At 53.0% G+C, this 21483-nt stretch carries 18 protein-coding genes; 17 read left to right on the top strand and 1 reads right to left on the bottom strand.

Annotation, left to right across the window (positions count from 1 at the left end):
* Positions 1–95: 95 nt before the first annotated feature.
* The 6 genes from CPA50_RS11220 to CPA50_RS11195 all read left to right on the top strand — a co-directional run bounded on the left by CPA50_RS11220 (position 96) and on the right by CPA50_RS11195 (position 9432).
* Complete coding sequence (locus CPA50_RS11220; RefSeq protein WP_096782610.1) at positions 96–2204, top strand: TonB-dependent receptor domain-containing protein; 2109 nt, start codon at positions 96–98, stop codon at positions 2202–2204.
* A 154-nt stretch (positions 2205–2358) separates the two neighbouring features.
* Complete coding sequence (locus CPA50_RS11215) at positions 2359–3414, top strand: cytochrome-c peroxidase (protein ID WP_096782609.1); 1056 nt, start codon at positions 2359–2361, stop codon at positions 3412–3414.
* Positions 3415–3617: 203 nt separating this feature from the next.
* Positions 3618–4364, top strand: a complete 747-nt coding sequence (locus tag CPA50_RS11210; RefSeq protein WP_096782608.1) for a substrate-binding periplasmic protein — start codon at positions 3618–3620, stop codon at positions 4362–4364.
* A 266-nt stretch (positions 4365–4630) separates the two neighbouring features.
* Positions 4631–5152, top strand: a complete 522-nt coding sequence (locus tag CPA50_RS11205; protein ID WP_413772162.1) for a DUF3833 domain-containing protein — start codon at positions 4631–4633, stop codon at positions 5150–5152.
* Positions 5153–5188: 36 nt separating this feature from the next.
* Positions 5189–6283: an efflux RND transporter periplasmic adaptor subunit gene (locus CPA50_RS11200; protein WP_096782606.1), complete on the top strand. Its 1095-nt coding sequence runs from the start codon at positions 5189–5191 to the stop codon at positions 6281–6283.
* Between the two features lie 2 nt (positions 6284–6285).
* Positions 6286–9432, top strand: coding sequence for an efflux RND transporter permease subunit (locus tag CPA50_RS11195; RefSeq protein ID WP_096782605.1), 3147 nt, complete (start codon positions 6286–6288; stop codon positions 9430–9432).
* A gap of 27 nt (positions 9433–9459) precedes the next feature.
* Here the strand turns inward: CPA50_RS11195 and CPA50_RS11190 are convergent, their stop codons facing one another.
* Entirely contained in the window at positions 9460–10734 is a 1275-nt protein-coding gene (locus CPA50_RS11190) for an EAL domain-containing protein (RefSeq protein ID WP_096782604.1), read from the bottom strand.
* Between the two features lie 219 nt (positions 10735–10953).
* Between CPA50_RS11190 and CPA50_RS11185 the strand changes: the two genes are divergently transcribed.
* The 11 genes from CPA50_RS11185 to atpA all read left to right on the top strand — a co-directional run bounded on the left by CPA50_RS11185 (position 10954) and on the right by atpA (position 21461).
* Complete coding sequence (locus tag CPA50_RS11185) at positions 10954–12252, top strand: MFS transporter (protein ID WP_096782603.1); 1299 nt, start codon at positions 10954–10956, stop codon at positions 12250–12252.
* Between the two features lie 338 nt (positions 12253–12590).
* A complete protein-coding gene (gene mnmG / locus CPA50_RS11180) occupies positions 12591–14477 on the top strand; it encodes a tRNA uridine-5-carboxymethylaminomethyl(34) synthesis enzyme MnmG (protein ID WP_096782602.1) in 1887 nt (628 codons plus the stop codon).
* An 8-nt stretch (positions 14478–14485) separates the two neighbouring features.
* A complete protein-coding gene (rsmG, locus tag CPA50_RS11175) occupies positions 14486–15130 on the top strand; it encodes a 16S rRNA (guanine(527)-N(7))-methyltransferase RsmG (RefSeq protein ID WP_096782601.1) in 645 nt (214 codons plus the stop codon).
* 50 nt (positions 15131–15180) lie between these two features.
* Complete coding sequence (locus CPA50_RS11170) at positions 15181–15975, top strand: ParA family protein (protein WP_096782600.1); 795 nt, start codon at positions 15181–15183, stop codon at positions 15973–15975.
* 63 nt (positions 15976–16038) lie between these two features.
* Positions 16039–16914: a ParB/RepB/Spo0J family partition protein gene (locus CPA50_RS11165; RefSeq protein WP_096782961.1), complete on the top strand. Its 876-nt coding sequence runs from the start codon at positions 16039–16041 to the stop codon at positions 16912–16914.
* Between the two features lie 268 nt (positions 16915–17182).
* Positions 17183–17578 (top strand): F0F1 ATP synthase subunit I, encoded by a 396-nt coding sequence (locus tag CPA50_RS11160; RefSeq protein ID WP_096782599.1) that lies wholly within the window; start codon positions 17183–17185, stop codon positions 17576–17578.
* 19 nt (positions 17579–17597) lie between these two features.
* Entirely contained in the window at positions 17598–18473 is an 876-nt protein-coding gene (gene atpB / locus CPA50_RS11155) for a F0F1 ATP synthase subunit A (RefSeq protein ID WP_096782598.1), read from the top strand.
* Between the two features lie 71 nt (positions 18474–18544).
* Positions 18545–18802 carry a F0F1 ATP synthase subunit C gene (gene atpE, locus CPA50_RS11150; RefSeq protein ID WP_026224019.1) on the top strand — a complete coding sequence of 86 codons (258 nt, stop codon included), beginning with the start codon at positions 18545–18547 and terminating at the stop codon, positions 18800–18802.
* A 63-nt stretch (positions 18803–18865) separates the two neighbouring features.
* On the top strand, positions 18866–19336 hold the full coding sequence (locus CPA50_RS11145) for a F0F1 ATP synthase subunit B (RefSeq protein WP_096782597.1): 471 nt from the start codon (positions 18866–18868) through the stop codon (positions 19334–19336).
* A 15-nt stretch (positions 19337–19351) separates the two neighbouring features.
* Positions 19352–19888 (top strand): F0F1 ATP synthase subunit delta, encoded by a 537-nt coding sequence (locus CPA50_RS11140; RefSeq protein ID WP_096782596.1) that lies wholly within the window; start codon positions 19352–19354, stop codon positions 19886–19888.
* Between the two features lie 28 nt (positions 19889–19916).
* The gene (atpA, locus tag CPA50_RS11135; protein WP_096782595.1) at positions 19917–21461 is read left to right on the top strand and encodes a F0F1 ATP synthase subunit alpha; all 1545 of its coding nucleotides are present in this window, start codon (positions 19917–19919) and stop codon (positions 21459–21461) included.
* Positions 21462–21483 lie beyond the last annotated feature (22 nt).

The following is a 21483-nucleotide window of genomic DNA, read 5'->3' as shown; positions in this document are numbered from 1 at the left end:
CGCCTTATGTGAATAGCATTAATTTATATTGGCATTAGTAAACAACAATCATTATTATCCGTAACCTTCTGATGTTTGCCAAGAGGAAGGATGATATGTTGTTTTACCGGACCTTTTTGGGCGCGGCCTGCAGTGCGCTTGTTATCAACTCATCTGCACAGGCCCAGCCAACGGAGCTCGGAGAGCTGGTTGTAACCGCCTCGGGTTTTGAGCAGAGCCAGACCGCTGCGCCTGCCAGTATTACTGTTATCTCCGGTGAAGAGATCCGCAGCAAACAAGCATTCAGCCTTACGGATATTCTGGATGATGTGGAGGGTCTTGATGTCAGCGGCTCTGCCGGAAAAACTGGCGGTTTTGATATCCGTATGCGTGGCATGTCATCAGAATACACCCTCATTCTGATCGACGGACGCCGGCAGAACACCGCTGGCAGCGTAACTCCTAATGGTTTTGGCCAGACCGCTACCAGCTTCCTGCCACCTCCTTCCGCTATTGAACGAATTGAAGTTGTACGAGGCCCTATGTCGACCCTTTACGGGTCCGATGCCATGGGCGGCGTTATCAACATTATTACCCGAAAAGTCAGCCCTGAATGGGCATCCTCACTCACTGCAGAAACTACTCTTAATCAGGACAGTGATTTTGGTGACAGCCGGGCGTACAGCGCTTACACCAACGGTCCGCTTGTGGATGACCTGATTGGATTTCAGCTGCGTGGTCGCTGGTTTGAACGGGATGAGTCCACCCTGGAATACCTCGATCTGAATGGTGATCCGATTGAAGTCAGCACCCGGGGGCCCAGCCCGGTAGAGTCTGAACAGTATACGGTTGGTGGTCGTTTTACCGTAACGCCTGGAGAGTCAAATGACTTCTGGCTGGATATCGAAAGCAGCAGACAGGACTACGACAACTCGGAAGGTCAACTGGGTACCCTGGGTGTACAAGGTTACGGCCCTGAGCTGGAATTTGATCGCGACCAGTTTGCAGTGGGCCATACAGGCCGGTTTGCTATCGGCACGCTTGAAACCAGTATCATGAGAAACGTTACTGAAACCGGTGGCCGGATTGTTCCTGAGGGTGTACCTGGAAAAGTTGCTGGCTCTGCCCGGGAACTGAAGACGGAAAACCGGGTGATCGACAGCAAGCTGGTTATGCCCGTCGCCAACCATGTAGTGACAGTAGGTGGTCAATGGTTTGATGCGAGGATGACCGACGGCGTTGCTGTTGAAGAGTTCAAGCAAAAAACCCAGGCGCTGTTTGTTGAAGACGAATGGTTCCTCGCTGACGATCTCGCGCTTACCCTGGGTGGTCGATACGACCGTCACGATGCATTTGGTGGGCAGTTCAGCCCACGGGCCTACCTTGTCTGGAGTTCCACACCTGAACTGACTATCAAGGGCGGCGTAAGCCGAGGCTATAAAACACCAGGGCTTGAGCAGCTCGCATCTGGGGTTGTCGGTTTTACCGGGCAGGGTACCATTCCGTTGTTTGGTAACCCGGATTTGAAACCTGAGAAATCGACCTCTACTGAAATTGCAGTGGTTTACGAAAAACCAGCGGGCTACAGCGTGGGCGCAACTGTGTTTTATAACAAGTTCACCGACAAGATTGCTGAGGGGCCAGACCTGCTGAACTGCAGCTACGCTACGGACCCCAATCGTCCGGGATGTGTGGACAGAGGTGACTGGCCTTTGGCAGATGTGTTCGGCCAGGACTTGAACATTGATGAGGCTATCACTCAGGGTGTGGAGCTGAATGGTTCAGTACCCTTCGCCCAGGACTGGCGCCTGGCTGCGAACTACACCTACACCGACAGCGAACAGAAATCCGGAGAGAGTAAGGGTGAGCCTCTTACCGATACGCCGGAACATATGGCTAATGTTTCTTTGCGCTGGATTCCTTCTGCACGTTGGTCAGCATTTGTGAAAGCACAGTATGAAAGTGAACGTTACCGTGCTCGGGAGAGCAGCAAAGGAGCTCCTTCGTATACAGATCTTGGGGACTTTAAAGCGGTCACTCTTGTGCATCTTGGTGGCCAGTTCCAGGCTTCCGAAAACCTGGGATTCAGTGCCACTATCTACAATCTTATGGATGAAGACTTTATCGAATATCGTGCTTATAACAATGGTGCCAGCTATGGAAACCTCTACGCCAACAGTGAAGAAGGGCGGCGTCTGTGGCTTTCTGCAACCTATTCGTTTTAACCCGGTTTTAGCCTTAAAGAGAGGAATTTGACAGTCGTCAATTTTGCTACCGGTTGTTGCGCCGGTAGCCCCCTGTTCATTTACAAGCATGAACATTCTGTTAGGTTGATTTCAGGAGTTCTGGAAATGACAGAAGTGAGCAGGGAGAGAGAAAATGAAACGGCAGACACTGAAGTTGGCTATCGCAGTAAGCTTGGGTATTTCTGCAGGAGCAGCCACGGCTGCAGACCTGCAGGAACGAGCGCGGGACATGTTTTCAGCAGTACCGCAGTACCCACCGGTTATCGACGGTAATGAACTCACGGAAGCAAAACTGGACTTGGGTAAAATGCTGTTTTTTGAACCGCGTTTGTCCTCAAGCCATCTGATCAGCTGCAACACTTGCCATAACGTAGGTATGGGCGGGCACGATTATCTTCCGACCTCTATTGGTCACGGATGGCAAAAAGGTCCGCGTAACTCACCAACCGTCTTTAATGCAGTGTTTAACGCTGCCCAGTTCTGGGATGGCCGTGCTGCGGATCTCGCCGAACAGGCCAAGGGGCCGGTTCAGGCAGGTGTTGAAATGAGCAGCACGCCGGAACGCGTTGTTGCGACTCTGGAGAGCATGCCTGCTTATGTTGAGAAATTTGGCAAAGCCTTCCCTGGTGAGGAAAACCCGGTCACTTTCGACAATATGGCCATTGCGATTGAGGCGTTTGAAGCAACACTGATCACACCGGATGCGGATTTTGACAGGTTCCTGCGTGGTGATACTTCGGCTCTCGACGATGAGGAAAAAGAAGGTTTGGCGTTGTTCATGGATAAGGGCTGTGTGGCCTGCCATGCCGGCACTAACCTGGGCGGTCAGGGTTATTATCCGTTTGGTCTGGTAGCCAAGCCTGGCGCTGAAATCCTGCCGGCTGGTGACAAGGGGCGTTTCGCGGTGACTTCTACTGCTTCCGACGAATACGTATTCCGGGCCGCACCTTTGCGTAATATTGAGCTGACAGCACCCTATTTCCACTCCGGAGCCGTGTGGAGTCTGGAAGAAGCGGTCGCTGTTATGGGCACAGCCCAGCTGGGTGCTGAACTGGCTGATGATGAGGTGAAGTCCATTACTGCATTTCTGAAAACACTGACAGGAAAAATCCCGGAAATCCGGTATCCGGAACTGCCGCCGAGCACAGACGACACTCCGAAGCCAGAACCTATGGTTATGCTGAAGTGATCTGAACTGCTGTCTTTATATTCCGGGTAGTTTCTACCCGGAATATAAATGTGCGAACGTTTTGTCCCCTCCCTTCAGATTTTACATTCCTATACATCTAAAACGTAAAACTTATGCAAGCTTGAGCTACACTCCTCTATGGCTTCGTTTTTGCAAGTGTATAAAACTCTTTGCCCGAGCTGCCCTCTAAAGGAGACTTTTCAATGCGTTTAATTTCATTGTCCGTTCTGGGAATGCTGTTGTGTTTCAGCATGTCACAGGCTATAGCGGATGAGAGACTGTATCTGTATACCGAAAATTTTCCGCCCTATAACATGAGTACCAGCGGTCGCGCGTTTGAACACAGCGCTGATATGATTGATGGTATTTGCATGGAAAGAGTGCGTGCTGCCCTGAATCAGTCAGGCTATGACTACAGGGTAAAGCTACGCAACTGGAATTATGGCTATAACCGTGCCATGACCAAAGCCAATCACGGCATCTTCTGCACTACCTATACAGAAGAGCGGGCTCCCTTGTTCAAATGGGTAGGGCCGCTGGCACAGAACCTCTGGACTATTTTTGCGCCGGAAGGAAGCACCTTCAAGATGGACAAGCTGGAAGATGCTAAAGGCAAAACCATAGGGGGCTATCGCAACGACGTCAGAAGCGAATACCTTTTGGAGCGTGGCTACAAGGTATCAGTAATTGACAGTGACGATCTCAACCCGAAGCGCCTGGCGCTCGGCCAGATTGATCTGTGGATTGCAGAGCGCCTTGGCGGGCCATACATGGCCTCTCAGCAGGATATCGAAGGACTGGTTCCGGTGTATTCGTTTAACGATGTTGACCTCTATCTGGCCATGAGTCCGGATACTCCTGACCAGGTTATTGAAGACTTGAATAAAGCCCTGGAAGTCATCAAAAAAAATGGCACTTACGACGCGATCGGAACCAAGTACGGTCTCTGATAGCTGAGTGTGTGGCAAACCAGCCCCGGGTAGCGGATCCGATTCTGCCCGGGGTGTCTGTTTCCCCGTTGGTTTAGCTAAGCGGGTATCTCTTGTTACCTGTCTCATTCCTTGTCTGAAGATTCAGCCATAGCCCCGTTGATCGAAGAACGTCTTTCTGGCGTATCCATACCGGTCATCGTAGAAGCGCTATGGAGAATGCTGTGGATAGTGTAAAAGTTGTGCAAAATCCTTGTTCAGTAAGTTCCAATGCCGGTCAGCGTTTTATACTCTTGCTGATAGTCACTCTGGGGCTGCTGAGTGGCTGTTCAGGGCAGGCCCTGACAGACTATGCAGAGCGCGGCCCCGGGCTGATCCCCGAGCAGTTTTTTAGCGGTGAACTTTCCGCACGGGGGGTGGTCAAGGATATTTCCGGAGAAGTTATTCGTACGTTTGATGCGGATATTTCTGCGTCCTGGGACAAGGCCGGTGTAGGCACTCTGGATGAGGTGTTTCGCTTTGACGACGGCGAAGTCCAGAACAGAGTCTGGACGCTGACGCCTTCTGACAGTGCTGATAGTTACCGAGCCTCTGCGGGCGATGTGGTTGAACCGGGAACCATGCGTTGGAGCGGTAATGCTATTCATATGAATTATGTGCTCAGGGTTGCTTATGGTGACGGAACCCTGGATGTGCGGATGGATGATTGGATGTATCTGGTGACACCTGACACCCTGATCAATCAGACCACCATGAGTAAATGGGGGATTGATGTCGGTGAGATTGTTCTTGTGATACAGAAAAACTAACACTGGCATGAGCCGGTTCGTTTGCTGGAAAACTCTATGTGGAAACAATGGCTGATCGGTGTTGTGCTGGTGGTACTGGCGGTAGGTGGCGCTGTTGCCTATCGTAACTTGAGTGCCCCGGATCAGGCTAAAACTGCAGATGAGCGGCCGGCCAGCGTTGTAAACACTGTACTCCCGGTAATCGAAACTGTGCGTGATCAGGTTGGGGCAGTTGGCAGTCTGAAAGCCGTGAACGCCGTTGAGCTGACTACCGAGACCAGCGGCCGTGTGATAGACGTCAAGCTGCAGTCTGGCCTTCAGGTAAAAAAGGGCGATGTGTTGTTACAGCTTGATGACCGTCACGCGAAAGCCGATCTCGGTGTCATCGAAGCGCAGCTGGCCGATGCCCGGCGCCAGTATGAACGAGCCCGAAGCCTGCGGGACAAGAACAGTATTTCCCAGTCTCTTGTTGATGAACTTCGAACCGCTGTTGAAGTATCTGAAGCGCAACGGACAGCCGCACGGGTCCGGCTTGAAAACCACCGTATTCAGGCGCCTTTTTCGGGCGTTGTTGGTCTCAGTGACATAGATATTGGCGCCTACATTACGGCAGGAACCACTGTAACGACGCTGGATGCCGTATCCCGTATGGAACTGAATTTTTCCATTCCGGAGCGGTTTATCGGGGAAATCAGCCCGGGCCAGAAAGTGCAGGGTAAATCGCCTGCGTATCCCGAGAAAATTTTCAATGGTGAACTGGTTGAGCTTGGCACCCGCATTGATGAACTCAGTCGCTCATTGCCGGTCCGCGCCCTGATCGATAACTCCGAAGGCCGGTTGCGCCCGGGTCAGTTCATGTCTGTTAATCTGACACTGCGGGAGCGGCAGGCTCTGGTGGTTCCTGAGCAGGCAGTCATGCTTCGCGGTGCCGAACAGTACGTTTTTGTAGCGGAAGATGGTGTTGCCCGGAGAGTTTCTGTAACTCTGGGATCGCGCATGCCCGGGCAGGTTGAAATTATGCAGGGGCTGACCAGAGAAGACCAGGTCGTAGTGACCGGTCAGGACCGGCTCAGCAGCGGGGATCCGATACGGGTAATCGATGATGAAAACGCCATTCCGGATAATCGCTTCGCCCTGTCTGTGGATTCCTGACAGTGATTCTTTCCGATATATCCATAAAGCGCCCTGTTTTCGCAACGGTTATCAGCCTGCTTATTGTTGTCTTCGGCCTGGCTGCCCTGATGGGCCTGCCGGTGCGGGAATACCCTGATATTGATCCACCGGTAGTGTCGATTTCTACCGATTACACGGGTGCGGCTGCTGAAGTGGTAGACACTCAGATCACTCAGGTGATTGAAGGTGCTATCAGTGGGATAGAAGGTATACGTTCGATTGAGTCATCGACTGAACAGGGTGAATCCCGTACCAGTATCGAGTTTTCCACGTCCCGGGATGTGGATATTGCCGCCAATGATGTTCGTGATGCTGTTTCCAGGGTTGCAAATCAGCTGCCTGAAGAAGCGGATCCTCCTGTGGTACAAAAGGCGGATTCCGATGCCCGTCCGATGATGTGGGTGACCCTGCGTAGTGATGTCTGGGACAGCGCCGAACTCAGTGATTTCGCAGATCGTGTCCTGTCTGACCGCCTGTCGGTACTGGATGGGGTTGCAGACGTACGTATTGGTGGCGAACGCCGTTACGCCATTCGTGTCTGGCTGGACAGGGAGAGGCTGGCAGCCAGAAATATTACGGTTGCGGAAGTGGAAAGTGCCCTGCGCGCCAACAACGTGGAGTTGCCCGCCGGCTCTGTGGATTCGTCTACCCGGACTTTCACCATCCGCACCGAAGGGCGGTTATCCACAGTGGAACAGTTCCGCGAACTGGTTATCCGCAGAAACGACGATGAACTCCTGCGCCTTGGCAGTGTAGCCAACGTGCAGATGGGTGTTGAATCCGATATCAGTCGTCTTCGTGCCAATGGCCAGACAGCTATTGGTATGGGGATAATTCGTCAGTCCAAAGCCAACACCGTTGCAGTATCCGATGCCGTTCAGGCAGAGCTTGAAAATATCCGGGCAACTCTGCCCCCGGAAGTAACGATTTCCGAGAGCTACGACGAATCCATCTTTATACGTGCCTCGATCAAAGAAGTGATGACCACCCTTGCGATCGCTGTAACTCTGGTGATCCTGGTTATTTTTCTGTTTCTTCGTTCCTGGCGGGCAACCCTGATTCCTGCGGTAACAATTCCGGTTGCTGTTATCGGTGCGTTCATTGGTCTGGGGTTTCTCGGTTTCTCAATCAACGTGCTCACACTGTTGGCTGTGATTCTTGCCATAGGTCTGGTGGTGGACGATGCGATTGTCATGCTGGAAAACATTCAGCGCCGGATTGACGAGGGGGAACCTCCCTTGCTGGCGGCATACCGGGGTGCCAAGCAGGTTGCTTTCGCGGTAATCGCAACCACACTGACGTTGGTGGCGGTATTCGTACCCATTTCATTCATGGGCGGCAACATAGGCCGTCTGTTTGCCGAATTTGGTTTCACTCTCGCGGCTGCTGTGGTGGTGTCCAGTCTGGTTGCGCTGACTCTCGCGCCCATGTTGTGCTCAAAATGGCTCCGGCACAGCCCGGAATCGACTGAGGGGCACAGGTTCTGGGCAGCCAGCGAGAAAGTTCTGAACGGGCTGACCCATGGTTACGAACGGATGTTGCGTTTTTCCCTTCGTCAGCCGGGTCTGTTACTTGGCCTGGGTCTGGTCGCACTCGTTATCACTGCGGTTATTTATCCGAAACTTCCTCAGGAGCTGGCACCTACAGAAGATCGTGGCGTTATTATCATGCCTGTCAGTGCTCCCCGGGGGGCGACGGTGGAGTTCACGGATCACTATGTGCGCAAAGCCGAAGAACAGCTGATACCCTACCTCGAATCCGGTGCAGCCAGCCGCCTGCTCTCAATTGTCGGTTTTCGCGAGGAAGAAGATAGCGCATTCATGATCATGGGCCTGGCTCCATGGGAAGAGCGGGATATCAAACAGCAGCAGATTACCAGTGAGCTCCGTGGCAAATTAAGTCAGGTTACTGGTACCAGAATTGTGGCTGTAAACCCGCCGGGATTGGGGCAGAGAGGATTTAACCAGCCGGTGGAGTTTGTCGTTGCCGGCCCCGACTATGAATCGGTTCAGGCCTGGAGTGAGGAAATCGTCGCACGGGCCAAGGAAAATCCCAAACTCCTGAATCTGGATACCGACTTTGAACTGACCCGGCCTGAACTTCGCCTCACCATTGATCGCGAGCGTGCTGCAGACCTGGATATAACCATTGCCGACGTAGGCCTGACCCTGCAAACCATGCTGGCATCCCGTCAGGTAACAACTTATCTGGATCGCGGCCGTGAATATGATGTGATCGTTCAGGCAGGTGATGCAGATCGTGCAACACCGGGCGATCTTGGACAGATTTTTCTGCGACCGAGAGACGGCGGCACACTTATACCGCTTCAGGCTTTGGTGTCAGTCGAAGAGCTTGGCGCCAATCCTGATTTGCGGCGGATCGACCGGCTGCCGGCCGTGGTCATCAGCGCTTCACTGGCGGATGGTTATGACCTTGGTTCCGCTCTGACTTATCTGAATACTCTGGCGATAGATAACCTGCCACCGGAAGCGCGGCTGAGTTACAAGGGATTGTCCCGTGAATTTGAAGAATCTTCCTCAGCTATCTACGTGACATTTGCACTGGCCTTTGTGATTGTATTCCTGGTGCTGGCTGCTCAGTTCGAAAGCTGGATCCACCCGTTGATTATCATGCTTCCGGTACCTCTGGCCGTAACTGGCGCATTGCTGGCGCTCTGGTGGAGTGGTATCAGCCTGAACATATACAGCCAGATCGGTATCATCATGCTGCTTGGGCTGATGGCAAAGAACGGTATATTGATTGTGGAGTTTGCCAATCAGCTCCGGGACAAAGGTTACGACGTTAAAGATGCCATTCTGGAGGGCGCCAGCCTGCGTTTCAGGCCGGTTCTGATGACCACTATTTCCACTGTCTTCGGCGCAGTGCCATTGGTCATAGCGACGGGTGCCGGAGCAGAAAGCCGCGCGGCTATTGGTATGGTTATTCTTGGAGGCTTGATTTTCGCCACCACCCTTACGTTGTTTATTATCCCTGTGCTTTATAACCTGCTGGCAAGATTTGCCAAATCCGCTAACACTGTGGAGCTGGAACTTGAACGCCTGGCAACGGGAAGTGCCGGCGGGTCAGGAGCCATGAGCACGCCGAGCAAAGGAGTCGACGATTTCTGACAGGTCTGGTTCTGGCCGGTGTGTGGATCAGAGCGTGGCGGGAAAGCACAGTTGTCCATTGAACACCTCGTCCGGGTGTACATCTACACAGAAAACCTGAGGGCCGGATTCCGTTGGCAGGGTTGTGGATAAGGTAACCGTGCGCCTGGCGTCAGGCAGAGCAACGTAGGGGCGCGAGCTGTTAATATACTGTGGCCGTTCCCGAGCGTTGCGGAAATATTCCCTGTGTCCCCAGCTGGCACCGGCAGAACGGTATAGCGGGTTGAACCCCCCGGACTTGTTGTTGGTGCCGGCATGGGCAAGATTGCCTTGCTGGATTCCGTTTTCGTCGAGCAGAAAACAGCGTTTGACCCCATCCATTTGCAGCAGGATTTTGCAGGCTTCCGTGAATGGGTGGTCCCGGACTATCTGGTGGCAGGCATCCATGATTTCGAAATGCAGCAACCGCAGATAGCTTTCCTGGTCCTTGTTATCCTGTATCCACCATTCGCTGGAGTCGGTCACTACGGCCTGTAGTCGGGCTTCTGACCGTTCTACTGTTGCATCGGCAATGATTCCTGGCCGGCCAAACAGAAATCCCTGTAACAGATCTGCTTCTGTATCCAGTGCGATTCTGGCCTGGGCACCGTTTTCAATACCCTCCAGCAACACCAGACTGCCGCTTTCACGGATCATCCGTACAAGGCTTTCCAGGAGCAGCCGGGCGCGGTTATTGTTCTCCGCATTTACCAGCAAACTGCGGTCCAGCTTGACGATCAGGGGATTGATCCGCCACAGGCGCTCGAAATTGGAATCCCCCATACCGAAGTCATCGATAGCAATCTGGAAACCAAGAGTTTTTGCCTTGTGAATAAACTCCATGAGTGCTTCCGGGTTGTCCGAGGCGGTTTCCACCAGTTCCAGCACGACTTTTTCAGGGCGTGTGCCGCTGCTCTCACACTGCTGTGCGAGCCGCTCCAATGAGGCTTCCGGCTGTACACAGGTATGAGGATTTATGTTCAGAAACAGCCATACGGGGCTGTCGCTTGCGGAAAATCCGGACAGGTGTAAATGCAGCAGATGACGATCCAGTTCCGGGATCTGATCAAGAGCCGCAGCCTGTTCAAAGAGTTCTACTGGCGATACTGGGTGTTTGTTCCGGCTGACCCGGACCAGAGCCTCGTAGCCGACCAGTTTCTGGTGGGTAGGGCTAAGTATCGGCTGGTAAACCGATTTGAAATCATGGTTATGGATAATTGTGGGATCTGGCGTGTTCCTGCCGCTGGTATGGCCGGCGCGGGGGAGTCGGACTACTCTGCTCATGGTCAGGAACCTTTATATTTCTGATTCTGTTGGAGCCGTCCTGGCCAGGAAATCGGGGGATGAACAGATATTATCAGCGAAATTCATGCCGAAAGTTTACAAATAGCTGATAATATTGGCATTAATCTGTTCTTTTTTTCATGCATTGCGAATGCCGGGCACGTTTTTGGTGCGTATTTGCAGGTGTTGCCGGTACAACGCACCAAAACAGGGTGATTCATGGCGAAACACAGTCAGTTCCGCATGTTGGGGCAACGGCGGTTCCTGCCGTTTTACCTCACTCAATTTTCCGGTGCATTCAATGACAATCTTTACAAGAACGCGCTCCTGTTGCTGATTACCTACAACGTCGGTGGGTTGATGGGGCTTTCTGTAAACGTTGTGGTTAACCTGGCTGCATTCCTGTTTATTCTCCCATTCTTTCTGTTTTCTGGTATCGCCGGCCAGATGGCGGACCATTACGAAAAATCCCGCATTATCCGTAACGTGAAGCTGGCGGAGATTGTGATCATGGGGCTCGCAGCGATTGGTCTCTGGTTCGGCTGGTATGAGTTGCTGTTGCTGTTGTTGTTTCTGATGGGCACCCAATCCACCTTCTTCGGGCCGGTAAAGTACGCGATCCTTCCGGAGGTTCTTGCAGATGATGAACTGGTTGGCGGCAATGGGCTGGTCAGCATGGGCACTTTTGTCGCCATACTTCTGGGAACCATCGCTGCAGGTTTGCTTATGGGCTATGAGGCAGCCGCGAAGATCATAGCCGTTCTGGTTCTGATCGTGGCGGTGTTCGGTTACCTGGCTTCCCGCAAGGTGCCCACCACGAACTATCACGGTAAAGACATTACCATCCGGTTTCGCCCGGTCAGGGAAACCTGGCAGTTGATGGTGGTTGCTGCGGAGCGCCGACAGGTGATGCTGGCCGTGCTGGCAATCTCATGGTTCTGGTTCCTGGGCGCCGCCTACCTGACCCAGTTCCCCAACTTTGCCCGGACCAATCTTCTGGGGGATGAAACTGTGGTCACGCTGTTGCTGGCGATGTTCACTGTTGGCATCTCAATCGGTTCCATGATGTGTGAACGTCTGACCAGACATCATATTTCCCTGGCACCTGTCCCTTGGGGAGTATTGGGACTGAGCCTGTTGGGTGTGGATTTGTTTTTTGCAGTTCCCGAGGCGCCGGTTTCCTCAACCTGGTGGACTCTTGTGACGGACCCGGAATATCTGCGCGTACTTCTGGATCTGGTTGGCATCGGCATCTGCGGGGGACTTTTTATTGTTCCACTCTATGCTTTTATCCAGCATGAAACGCCGCATGACAAACGTGCACGCATTATTGCAGCGCTTAATGTGATAAATGCACTGTTCATGGTAGCCAGTGCTCTGGTCGGAATTCTGGTTCTTGGCGTTCTCGAGGTGAGTATCCCCGGCTTTTTTCTGCTGTTGTCGATGCTCAATGCCTTGGTATTACTGGCGGTTTGGCGTTTACGGCATTTTAAAACAGAAAAATCTGTGGATAATTAATTGGATAAGGTATGGATAATCTTTTGGTAAACAAATTTAATTCCGCTAAAACAATGGGTTAAGTGTTAGTTTCGAGGTGTTGGACGGCCCTGGAAATGTGGATAACTTTATTGAAAACTTTTCTGAGAAGGTGATTCCAAGCCTATGAAAATCGGATAATTTCAGATCGCCATCGAGTCTGAAACGAACGATTTTCATTATTTTTTTCCGGTGCGCACACTCTGTGGCTTTTAAGCGTAAATAAGTCTGGTTAAAATTTGCACATCCTGACTGCAATTTCCCGGCTGAAACGTTATACTCGCCGCCCTGTTTTTATCCCCCGAATTCCGAGGTGAACTGTGGATTTTCCAACCCGTTTCGATGTTATTGTCATAGGTGGTGGCCATGCCGGTACCGAAGCCGCGCTTGCAGCGGCGCGTATGGGCTCGCAAACCCTGCTGCTGACCCATAACATCGAAACCCTGGGTCAGATGTCCTGTAACCCGGCAATCGGAGGCATAGGCAAAAGCCATCTGGTCAAGGAAATTGACGCTCTTGGCGGCGCCATGGCTCAGGCGACCGATAAAGCCGGTATTCAGTTCCGTGTACTTAACAGCCGCAAAGGCCCTGCGGTGCGAGCCACTCGTGCCCAGGCTGACAGAGTGTTGTACAGAGCTGCTATCCGTCACACCCTGGAAAACCAGCCTAATCTCACTCTGTTTCAGCAGGCTGCAGATGATCTGATTGTAGAAAACGATCAGGTTACCGGCGTTGTGTCCCAGACGGGCATCCGCTTCAACGCTAAAACAGTCGTACTGACCACGGGTACTTTTCTCGGTGGTGTGATCCATATCGGTATGCAGAACCACGCTGGTGGCCGTGCCGGTGACGCGCCAGCCAATGCGTTGGCTCAACGTTTGAGAGAACTGCCGTTCAACGTGGGTCGCCTGAAGACTGGCACGCCACCGCGCATTGACGCTCGCAGCGTGGATTTTTCGGTAATGCAGGAACAGTGGGGCGATGATCCTACTCCGGTTATGTCTTTTATTGGCAACCGGGCACAGCATCCTGAGCAGATCTGCTGCTACGTGACCCGCACTAACGAGCAGACCCACGATATTATCCGCAGTGGTTTTGACCGTTCACCGATGTTTGCCGGCAATATTGAAGGCGTAGGGCCACGCTATTGCCCGTCTATTGAAGATAAGGTCAATCGTTTTTCCGACAAGGATTCGCACCAGATTTTTGTGGAGCCCGAAGGCCTGACCACCAACGAGCTCTACCCGAATGGCATTTCCACCAGCCTGCCTTTTGATATTCAGCTGGCGGCCGTTCGTACAATCCCGGGTTTTGAGAATGCCCATATCACCCGTCCCGGCTACGCCATCGAATACGATTACCTGAATCCACAGGATCTGCGCCACACACTGGAAACCAAATTTGTTCAGGGTCTCTATTTTGCTGGTCAGATCAATGGCACCACAGGTTATGAAGAAGCCGGTGCCCAGGGTTTGCTGGCGGGTATTAATGCGGCCCTGCGGTCCCAGGAAAAAAGCGAATGGTATCCGCGCCGGGATGAAGCTTACCTCGGAGTGCTGGTAGACGATCTGATTACCATGGGTACCAGTGAGCCTTACCGCATGTTTACCAGCCGTGCGGAGTATCGTCTCATTCTGCGTGAAGACAACGCCGACCTCCGCCTGACGGAGACCGGCCGCAAACTCGGCCTGGTGGATGATGAGCGCTGGCAGAAGTTCAATGACAAGTGTGAAGCGATTAACGCCGAGCGTAGCCGGCTGGAAACGACCCGCATTCATCCTTCAACGGCTGCTGGCGATCGCGCCAATGATTTTCTCAAACAGCCCATGACCCGGGATCATACCCTGGCGGAGCTGCTTCGCCGCCCGGAGATCGTATACGGTCACATTGCCGAGATTGGTGCTGCGCAAGCGGATGATCCTGTTGTGGCGGAACAGGTGGAAATCGAGATCAAATACGAAGGGTACATTTCGCGCCAGAGCGACGAAATCGACCGCCTGCGCCGTAACGAGAACACCGCGCTGCCCATCGACCTGGATTACGATGTGATTGGCGGTCTGTCCAATGAAATCAGACAGAAGCTGAAAGAGGTGCGTCCGGAAACGGTTGCCCAGGCTTCGCGAATTCAAGGGGTTACACCGGCTGCGATTTCGCAGATTCTGGTAAACCTGAAAAAGCGCGAGCTACTGCGCAAACAGAGCGCCTGAACACCGTTATGGCCGAGACACTCTGGCAGCGCCAGCTCCGGGAAGGGCTGGCTGAGATGCAACTTTCCCTCAGTGACGAGCAGCAGCAAAAACTGCTGGCGTTCCTGGCTTTGCTTAACAAATGGAACAAGGCCTACAACCTCACGGCGGTGCGTAACGAGGGGGAGATGGTCTCCCGGCAGCTGCTCGACAGCCTTAGCATTTTACCCTGGATAACCACTGACCAGCTGCTGGATGTCGGCGCTGGCGGCGGGTTGCCGGGTATTCCCCTGGCTATAGTCTTTCCTGAAAAGCGTTTCACTCTGCTGGATAGTAACGGCAAGAAAACCCGCTTTCTGAATCAGTGCGTACTTGAGCTTGGTCTGGATAATGTGGAAGTGATCCATGGTCGTGCCGAAGACTGCAGGCCTGAGCAGCCATTCAGCCAGATCAGCAGTCGGGCGTTCACTGCTCTGGATAATCTGGTGGGCTGGTGTGGAGGCCTGCTGGCGAATGGTGGCAGCTTCCTTGCCATGAAAGGCCAGTATCCGGATGATGAAGTAGCTGCCCTTCCGGCCGGCTGGCAAGTATCATCCAGCCACTCCCTGAAGGTCCCCGGAGCCGGCGGTGAGAGACACCTGCTGATTGTGGCGCGGGCAGAGCAGTCCCGGTAGAGAGTATTCCCGGTAATACGCAACTGTATTCGGCAAAAAGGAGGCGAGACATGGCGCGCGTGATTGCAGTGACCAATCAGAAAGGCGGTGTGGGTAAAACCACCACCTGCGTCAATCTTGCAGCTTCCCTGGCCGCCACCAGGCGTCGGGTTTTACTGGTGGATATGGATCCCCAGGGCAACGCCACCATGGGCAGTGGTGTGGATAAAAACGGGCTCGAACTTTCCGGTTATGACTTGCTCACCAAACGGGCAACAGCCGCAGAAGTGATCATTCCGGCAGAAGCTTCAGGTTTCGATATTATTCCTTCGAACGGTGATCTGACGGCAGCGGAAGTAGCGCTGATGAATGAGATTGGCCGGGAGCACCGGCTAAGGCTCGCGCTGAACAGTGTCCGTGAGAACTATGATTACATACTGATTGACTGCCCGCCCTCTCTGAGCCTGTTAACGGTGAATGCACTGTCTGCCGCTGATTCGGTACTTATCCCCATGCAGTGTGAGTACTACGCTCTGGAAGGGCTGGCTGCTTTGATGAATACAGTTGAACAGATCAAGGAAACGGTCAACCCGGACCTGAAGATAGAAGGTATTCTGAGAACCATGTACGACCCCCGGAACAGCCTGACACTGGACGTATCCGGCCAGCTTAACGAGTATTTCGGGGAAAAGGTTTATCGTGCGGTTATTCCCCGTAACGTGCGTCTGGCCGAAGCGCCCAGTTACGGAATGCCGGCTTTGAAATACGATAAGGCCTCCAAGGGTGCTATTGCCTATCTGGCGCTGGCCGGGGAAATGGTCCGCCGTCATGGGGCAAAAAAGACATCGGCTCAGGTTGCGGTGTAACATACCGGCTCGTCTCTCTTAAAAGATGCACAACAACCATCAACCGGAAGAATGACTGATACCATGGCGGCGAAGAAACGAGGATTGGGCGAGCGCGGGCTTGGAGCCCTGCTGGCCGGATCCAGGGTTAACCTGGATCAGGAACTGAAAAACCACGATGGTGAGTTGCGACAGGTTCCCATTGATCTGATTCAGCGTGGCCGCTATCAGCCGCGCCGCGACATGGATCCCAATGCATTACAGGAGCTGGCGGATTCTATTCGCCAGCAGGGTGTGATGCAGCCGGTTGTAGTGCGGCCCATTGCCGAAGGTCGGTATGAGCTGATTGCCGGTGAGCGCCGCTGGCGTGCCACCCAGATGGCGGAGCTCGACAGCATACCCGCCATTATCCGGGATGTACCCGATGAAGCGGCCATCGCTATGGCGCTTATCGAGAACATTCAGCGTGAAAACCTTAACCCTATAGAAGAAGCCTTCGCCCTTCAGCGTTTGCAGGAGGAGTTTGGTCTGACCCAGGCCCAGGTGGCTGAAGCCGTGGGCAAGTCCCGCACCACCATTACAAACCTTTTGCGACTGATTGGCCTGACCGAAGATGTGCGTTTGATGCTGGAGCATGGTGATCTGGAAATGGGTCACGGGCGTGCCATGCTGACACTATCTCCGGAACAACAGATGCAGGTCGCAAAGCAGGTTGTTGCCAAGTCTCTGTCGGTACGGCAGACAGAAGCCCTTGTTCGCCGGGTTCAGCAGGAGACAGCAACCGGGAAACCGGTAAAATCAGGTACACTCGACCCCAATATCCGGGCCTTGCAGGATGATCTTGCCGAGCGTCTGGGAGCAAAAGTATCCATTGCTCAAGGGCAGCGTGGCAAAGGCAAGCTGGTCATCGAATACAGCTCGCTTGATGAACTCGACGGAATTCTGGGCCACATCCGCTAAATAGTCGGATTTTTCTGAACTTTCGACCCCCCTCCAAAAGTTTGATGCCGCCGTTATACACAACATGTAGTGGTGGCAAACTGAGAGGATGTCTATTTGTGTCGAATAAGGGCCGACGCCGGTGATTCTGCGGTTTTTCACGGTTTGCCCCGGCTCGGGTTTTGTTGATTCATGCACATTGAACACATATAATCTGCGGCGCTAATGTCGGTGTGCCTGTTTATTTTTTACACGACACCGGTTAAAAGCGCCGAACTCTGGGAATAACATGGCCAAACCAGCTCCGGGTGGCATTCAACGCCCGCCCATCGAACGATGGTTTGCAATAGAATGTGTGGTACTTCTTCTGGTTAGCCTGGCGTTTTTGTTACGCGGTCAGGTTTCCGGTTATTCAGCGCTTCTGGGTGGGCTCATTTTTCTGCTGCCCCATGGTTATTTTGCGCTTAAGGCATTCCGCTACACCGGTGCGCGGTCTGCCAAAAAGATCATAAGTTCTTTTTATCAGGGTGAGGCCGGCAAGCTCATCCTGTGCGCCGTCTTGTTTACGGTGGTGTTTAAATGGATTCAGCCGCTCGACGTAGCGGCACTTTTTTTAACATTTGCGACCATGCTGATTACCAACTGGCTAACGCCATTCCTGGTTAACAGTACGCAGCGACGCTAACAGGACCTGAGAGAAAGATATGGCAGGCTCAACCCCATCCGAGTATATCAAGCACCACCTCCAGAACCTGACTTACGGGCAGTTGCCGGAAGGTTCTGTACGTCCTGACGGAACTGTGCTTTCTGAAGCAACCTGGACCATTGCGCAAACATCTGAAGAAGCATCGAATATGGGCTTCTGGGCGATTCACGTAGATAGTATGGCTTGGGCTATTGGACTTGGTGTGTTGTTCCTGTTCCTGTTCCGGCGTGCTGCCAAGAGTGCAACTTCAGGGGTTCCTGGTGGTCTCCAGAATTTCGTCGAAGTGATGGTTGAATTTGTTGATGGCAGTGTTAAAGAAACCTTCCATGGCAAGAATTCCGTTATCGCACCTTTGGCGCTGACCATTTTCTGTTGGGTTTTCATGATGAACCTGATGGACTTGATACCTGTTGATTTCATCCCGCATCTGTTTACGCTTGCTGGCTTCCCGTACATGAAGATTGTTCCGACCACGGACATCAACGTGAGCCTGGGTATGGCCCTGTCGGTATTCGCACTGATTCTCTATTACAGCATCAAGATCAAAGGCGTGGGCGGCTTCGTTGGCGAGCTTACTCTGCACCCGTTCTCATCTGACAATTTCTTCCTGAAGCTTGTACTGATTCCAGTCAACCTGTTGCTGGAAGGCGTGAGCCTGCTGGCCAAGCCGGTTTCACTGGCGCTGCGACTGTTCGGTAACCTTTATGCCGGCGAGCTGATCTTTATCCTGATTGCTTTGCTGCCCTTCTGGGCGCAGTGGGCACTGTCTGTGCCCTGGGCGATCTTCCACATATTGATCATCACCTTGCAGGCATTCATCTTTATGATGCTGACCATCGTGTACCTGAGTATGGCGCACGAAGACAGTCACTGATTTTGTGTTAAAAACGTAGTTCTAAACCCTAACCCTTAAACTGAAAACTAAACTGAAAACTGGGAGTTATCATGGAAACTGTAGTTGGAATGACCGCGATTGCTGTTGCATTGCTGATCGGCCTGGGCGCACTGGGTACCGCTATTGGCTTTGGTATTCTGGGTGGTAAGTTCCTGGAAGGCGCTGCGCGTCAGCCGGAAATGACCCCGATGTTGCAGGTCAAAATGTTCATCGTTGCAGGTCTGCTGGATGCTGTAACCATGATCGGTGTTGGTATCGCACTGTTCTTCACCTTCGCCAACCCGTTTGTCGGCCAGCTCGCCGGTTAATCGAATCGCCACCGGAATGTTCCGGAACGGTGTTTTCTTACATAACAGGCGAGAGGTGAAGACGTGAACATTAATTTGACGATACTTGGTCAAGCCATCGCGTTCTTTATCTTTGTTGTTTTCTGCATGAAGTTGGTATGGCCTCCGGTCATTGCCGCTTTGCAGGAACGACAAAAGAAGATCGCTGACGGACTTGCTGCTTCAGATCGTGCAGAGCGTGATCTTGAAATGGCTCAGGACAAGTCAGCCCAGGAGCTGCGTGAAGCCAAGCAGCAGGCCGCCGGCCTAATTGAGCAGGCTAACAAGCGCGCAGCCCAGATTGTGGAAGCATCCAAGGATGACGCCCGCAAAGAAGGCGAGAAGCTTATTGAGCAGGCCAGGGCCGAAATTGAACAGGAGCGGAATCAGGCTCGCGAGGCGCTGCGTGCAGAAATTGGCGTTATAGCCATTGCGGGTGCCGAGAAGATTCTTGAAACCTCTGTCGATGCCTCCAAGCACAACGAAATGTTGGAAAAACTGGCGGCAGAACTTTAAACGACGAGGTTCATCATGGCAGAACTGAGAACGCTGGCCCGCCCATATGCAAAGGCAGCATTTTCCGCAGCCCGGGAGCATGACCAGCTTGCTGAGTGGTCCCGGGTGTTGACGATCGCCGGACAGGTCACTGGGAACAAAGACATTCGACAGCTTCTCGCGAATCCGGAGCTGGAAGAGCAGAAGAAAGCGGATATGATTCTGGAGGTTGCTGAAGCCGGCGACTCGGAACAGGTGCGTAACTTCTTTTCGGTGCTGGCTGATAACCGCCGGCTTGCTCTTCTTCCCGAGATTGCAGCGCTCTTCAATACGTACCGGGCTGATCTGGAGCGGACTGTTGATATCGAAGTGACCGCAGCCTTTGAGCTGACGGACGAACAGCAACAGAAGCTCGCCCAGGCACTCTCGAAGAAGCTCGAGCGGCAAGTGTCACTCGCAGCGTCATTAGATAAGTCACTGATTGGTGGTGTAATTATTCGCACCGGCGATATGGTGATTGACGCATCTGTACGCGGAAAGCTGACCAAGTTGGCCGACGCTCTGGGCTCCTGATTTCAGCACAAGGTTTGAGGATATTGGCATGCAGCAACTGAATCCATCCGAGATCAGTGACATCATCAAGAAGAGAATCGAAAAACTCGATATCTCTTCTGAAGCAAAGAACGAAGGTACGATCCTGTCTGTTTCTGACGGTATCGTGCTGATCCATGGTCTTGCCGACGTAATGTCTGGCGAGATGATTGAATTTGCCAACGGCGTTTACGGCATGGCTCTGAACCTGGAGCGTGATTCTGTAGGTGCAGTTGTGCTGGGCGACTACGAAGAACTGGCAGAAGGCCAGAAAGTTCGTTGTACCGGTCGTATTCTTGAAGTTCCGGTAGGCCCTGAACTGATGGGTCGTGTAGTCGATGGTCTGGGTAATCCGATCGACGGCAAAGGCGATCTGGGTACTGACCTTACTTCTCCGGTTGAGAAAGTTGCACCGGGCGTAATTGAGCGTCAGTCCGTTGATGAACCGGTACAGACTGGTCTGAAAGCTATCGATACCATGGTGCCAATCGGCCGTGGCCAGCGTGAGCTGATCATCGGTGACCGTCAGATTGGTAAGACTGCTGTCGCCATCGATGCGATCATCAACCAGAAGAATACTGGCATCAAGTGTGTCTACGTAGCTATTGGTCAGAAGCAGTCTTCCATTGCCGCCGTTGTGCGCAAACTGGAAGAGCACGGAGCGATGGATCACACCATTATCGTTGCCGCTGGCGCTGCTGATCCTGCATCCATGCAGTTCCTGGCTCCGTACTCCGGTACCTCCATGGGTGAATATTTCCGTGACCGTGGTGAAGATGCCCTGATCGTCTATGATGATCTGTCCAAGCAGGCTGTGGCTTACCGCCAGATCTCCCTGCTGTTGCGTCGCCCACCGGGCCGTGAAGCCTATCCTGGTGACGTTTTCTATCTGCACTCCCGTCTGCTGGAGCGCGCGTCCCGCGTTAACGCTGAGTACGTTGAGAAGTTCACCAATGGTGAAGTGAAAGGCAAAACCGGTTCTTTGACCGCTCTGCCAATCATTGAGACACAGGCCGGTGACGTATCTGCATTCGTACCGACTAACGTAATCTCAATCACCGATGGCCAGATCTTCCTGGAAACCAACCTGTTCAACTCCGGCATCCGCCCGGCGATGAACGCCGGTGTATCCGTATCCCGGGTTGGTGGCGCTGCCCAGACCAAGATCATGAAAAAGCTTGGCGGTAACATCCGTCTGGCACTGGCCCAGTACCGGGAACTTGCGGCATTCGCTCAGTTTGCTTCTGATCTTGATGAAGCAACCCGTAAGCAGCTCGAACACGGTCAGCGTGTTACGGAACTCATGAAACAGAACCAGTACAGCCCGATGTCTGTGGCTGAAATGGGTACGGTTCTGTTCGCAGCCAACGAAGGTTTCCTGGACGACGTTGATGTCGACAAGGTTGTTAAGTTCGAAGCGCAGTTGCTTGACTGGATGCGCTCCGAGCAAAAAGACCTGCTCGCCAAGATCGACGAGAAAGGCGATTACAACGACGAAATCGCTGCCGGCCTTAAAGCTGCACTTGAGAAATTCAAGACCACTCAGAGCTGGTAAGAAACGGGCCTGCGGCGATAGT

The sequence above is a fragment of the Marinobacter sp. ANT_B65 genome, assembly GCF_002407605.1.
In the GTDB taxonomy this organism is placed as follows: domain Bacteria; phylum Pseudomonadota; class Gammaproteobacteria; order Pseudomonadales; family Oleiphilaceae; genus Marinobacter.
This window is presented reverse-complemented; position numbering and strand designations above follow the sequence as displayed.

Coding starts and splice junctions, on each gene's coding strand:
- CPA50_RS11220 (WP_096782610.1), top strand. CDS start 96: ATGTTGTTTTACCGGACCTTTTTGGGCGCGGCCTGCAGTGCGCTTGTT.
- CPA50_RS11215 (WP_096782609.1), top strand. CDS start 2,359: ATGAAACGGCAGACACTGAAGTTGGCTATCGCAGTAAGCTTGGGTATT.
- CPA50_RS11210 (WP_096782608.1), top strand. CDS start 3,618: ATGCGTTTAATTTCATTGTCCGTTCTGGGAATGCTGTTGTGTTTCAGC.
- CPA50_RS11200 (WP_096782606.1), top strand. CDS start 5,189: ATGTGGAAACAATGGCTGATCGGTGTTGTGCTGGTGGTACTGGCGGTA.
- CPA50_RS11190 (WP_096782604.1), bottom strand. CDS start 10,734: ATGAGCAGAGTAGTCCGACTCCCCCGCGCCGGCCATACCAGCGGCAGG.
- CPA50_RS11185 (WP_096782603.1), top strand. CDS start 10,954: ATGGCGAAACACAGTCAGTTCCGCATGTTGGGGCAACGGCGGTTCCTG.
- rsmG (WP_096782601.1), top strand. CDS start 14,486: ATGGCCGAGACACTCTGGCAGCGCCAGCTCCGGGAAGGGCTGGCTGAG.
- CPA50_RS11170 (WP_096782600.1), top strand. CDS start 15,181: ATGGCGCGCGTGATTGCAGTGACCAATCAGAAAGGCGGTGTGGGTAAA.
- CPA50_RS11165 (WP_096782961.1), top strand. CDS start 16,039: ATGGCGGCGAAGAAACGAGGATTGGGCGAGCGCGGGCTTGGAGCCCTG.
- CPA50_RS11160 (WP_096782599.1), top strand. CDS start 17,183: ATGGCCAAACCAGCTCCGGGTGGCATTCAACGCCCGCCCATCGAACGA.
- atpB (WP_096782598.1), top strand. CDS start 17,598: ATGGCAGGCTCAACCCCATCCGAGTATATCAAGCACCACCTCCAGAAC.
- atpE (WP_026224019.1), top strand. CDS start 18,545: ATGGAAACTGTAGTTGGAATGACCGCGATTGCTGTTGCATTGCTGATC.
- CPA50_RS11140 (WP_096782596.1), top strand. CDS start 19,352: ATGGCAGAACTGAGAACGCTGGCCCGCCCATATGCAAAGGCAGCATTT.
- atpA (WP_096782595.1), top strand. CDS start 19,917: ATGCAGCAACTGAATCCATCCGAGATCAGTGACATCATCAAGAAGAGA.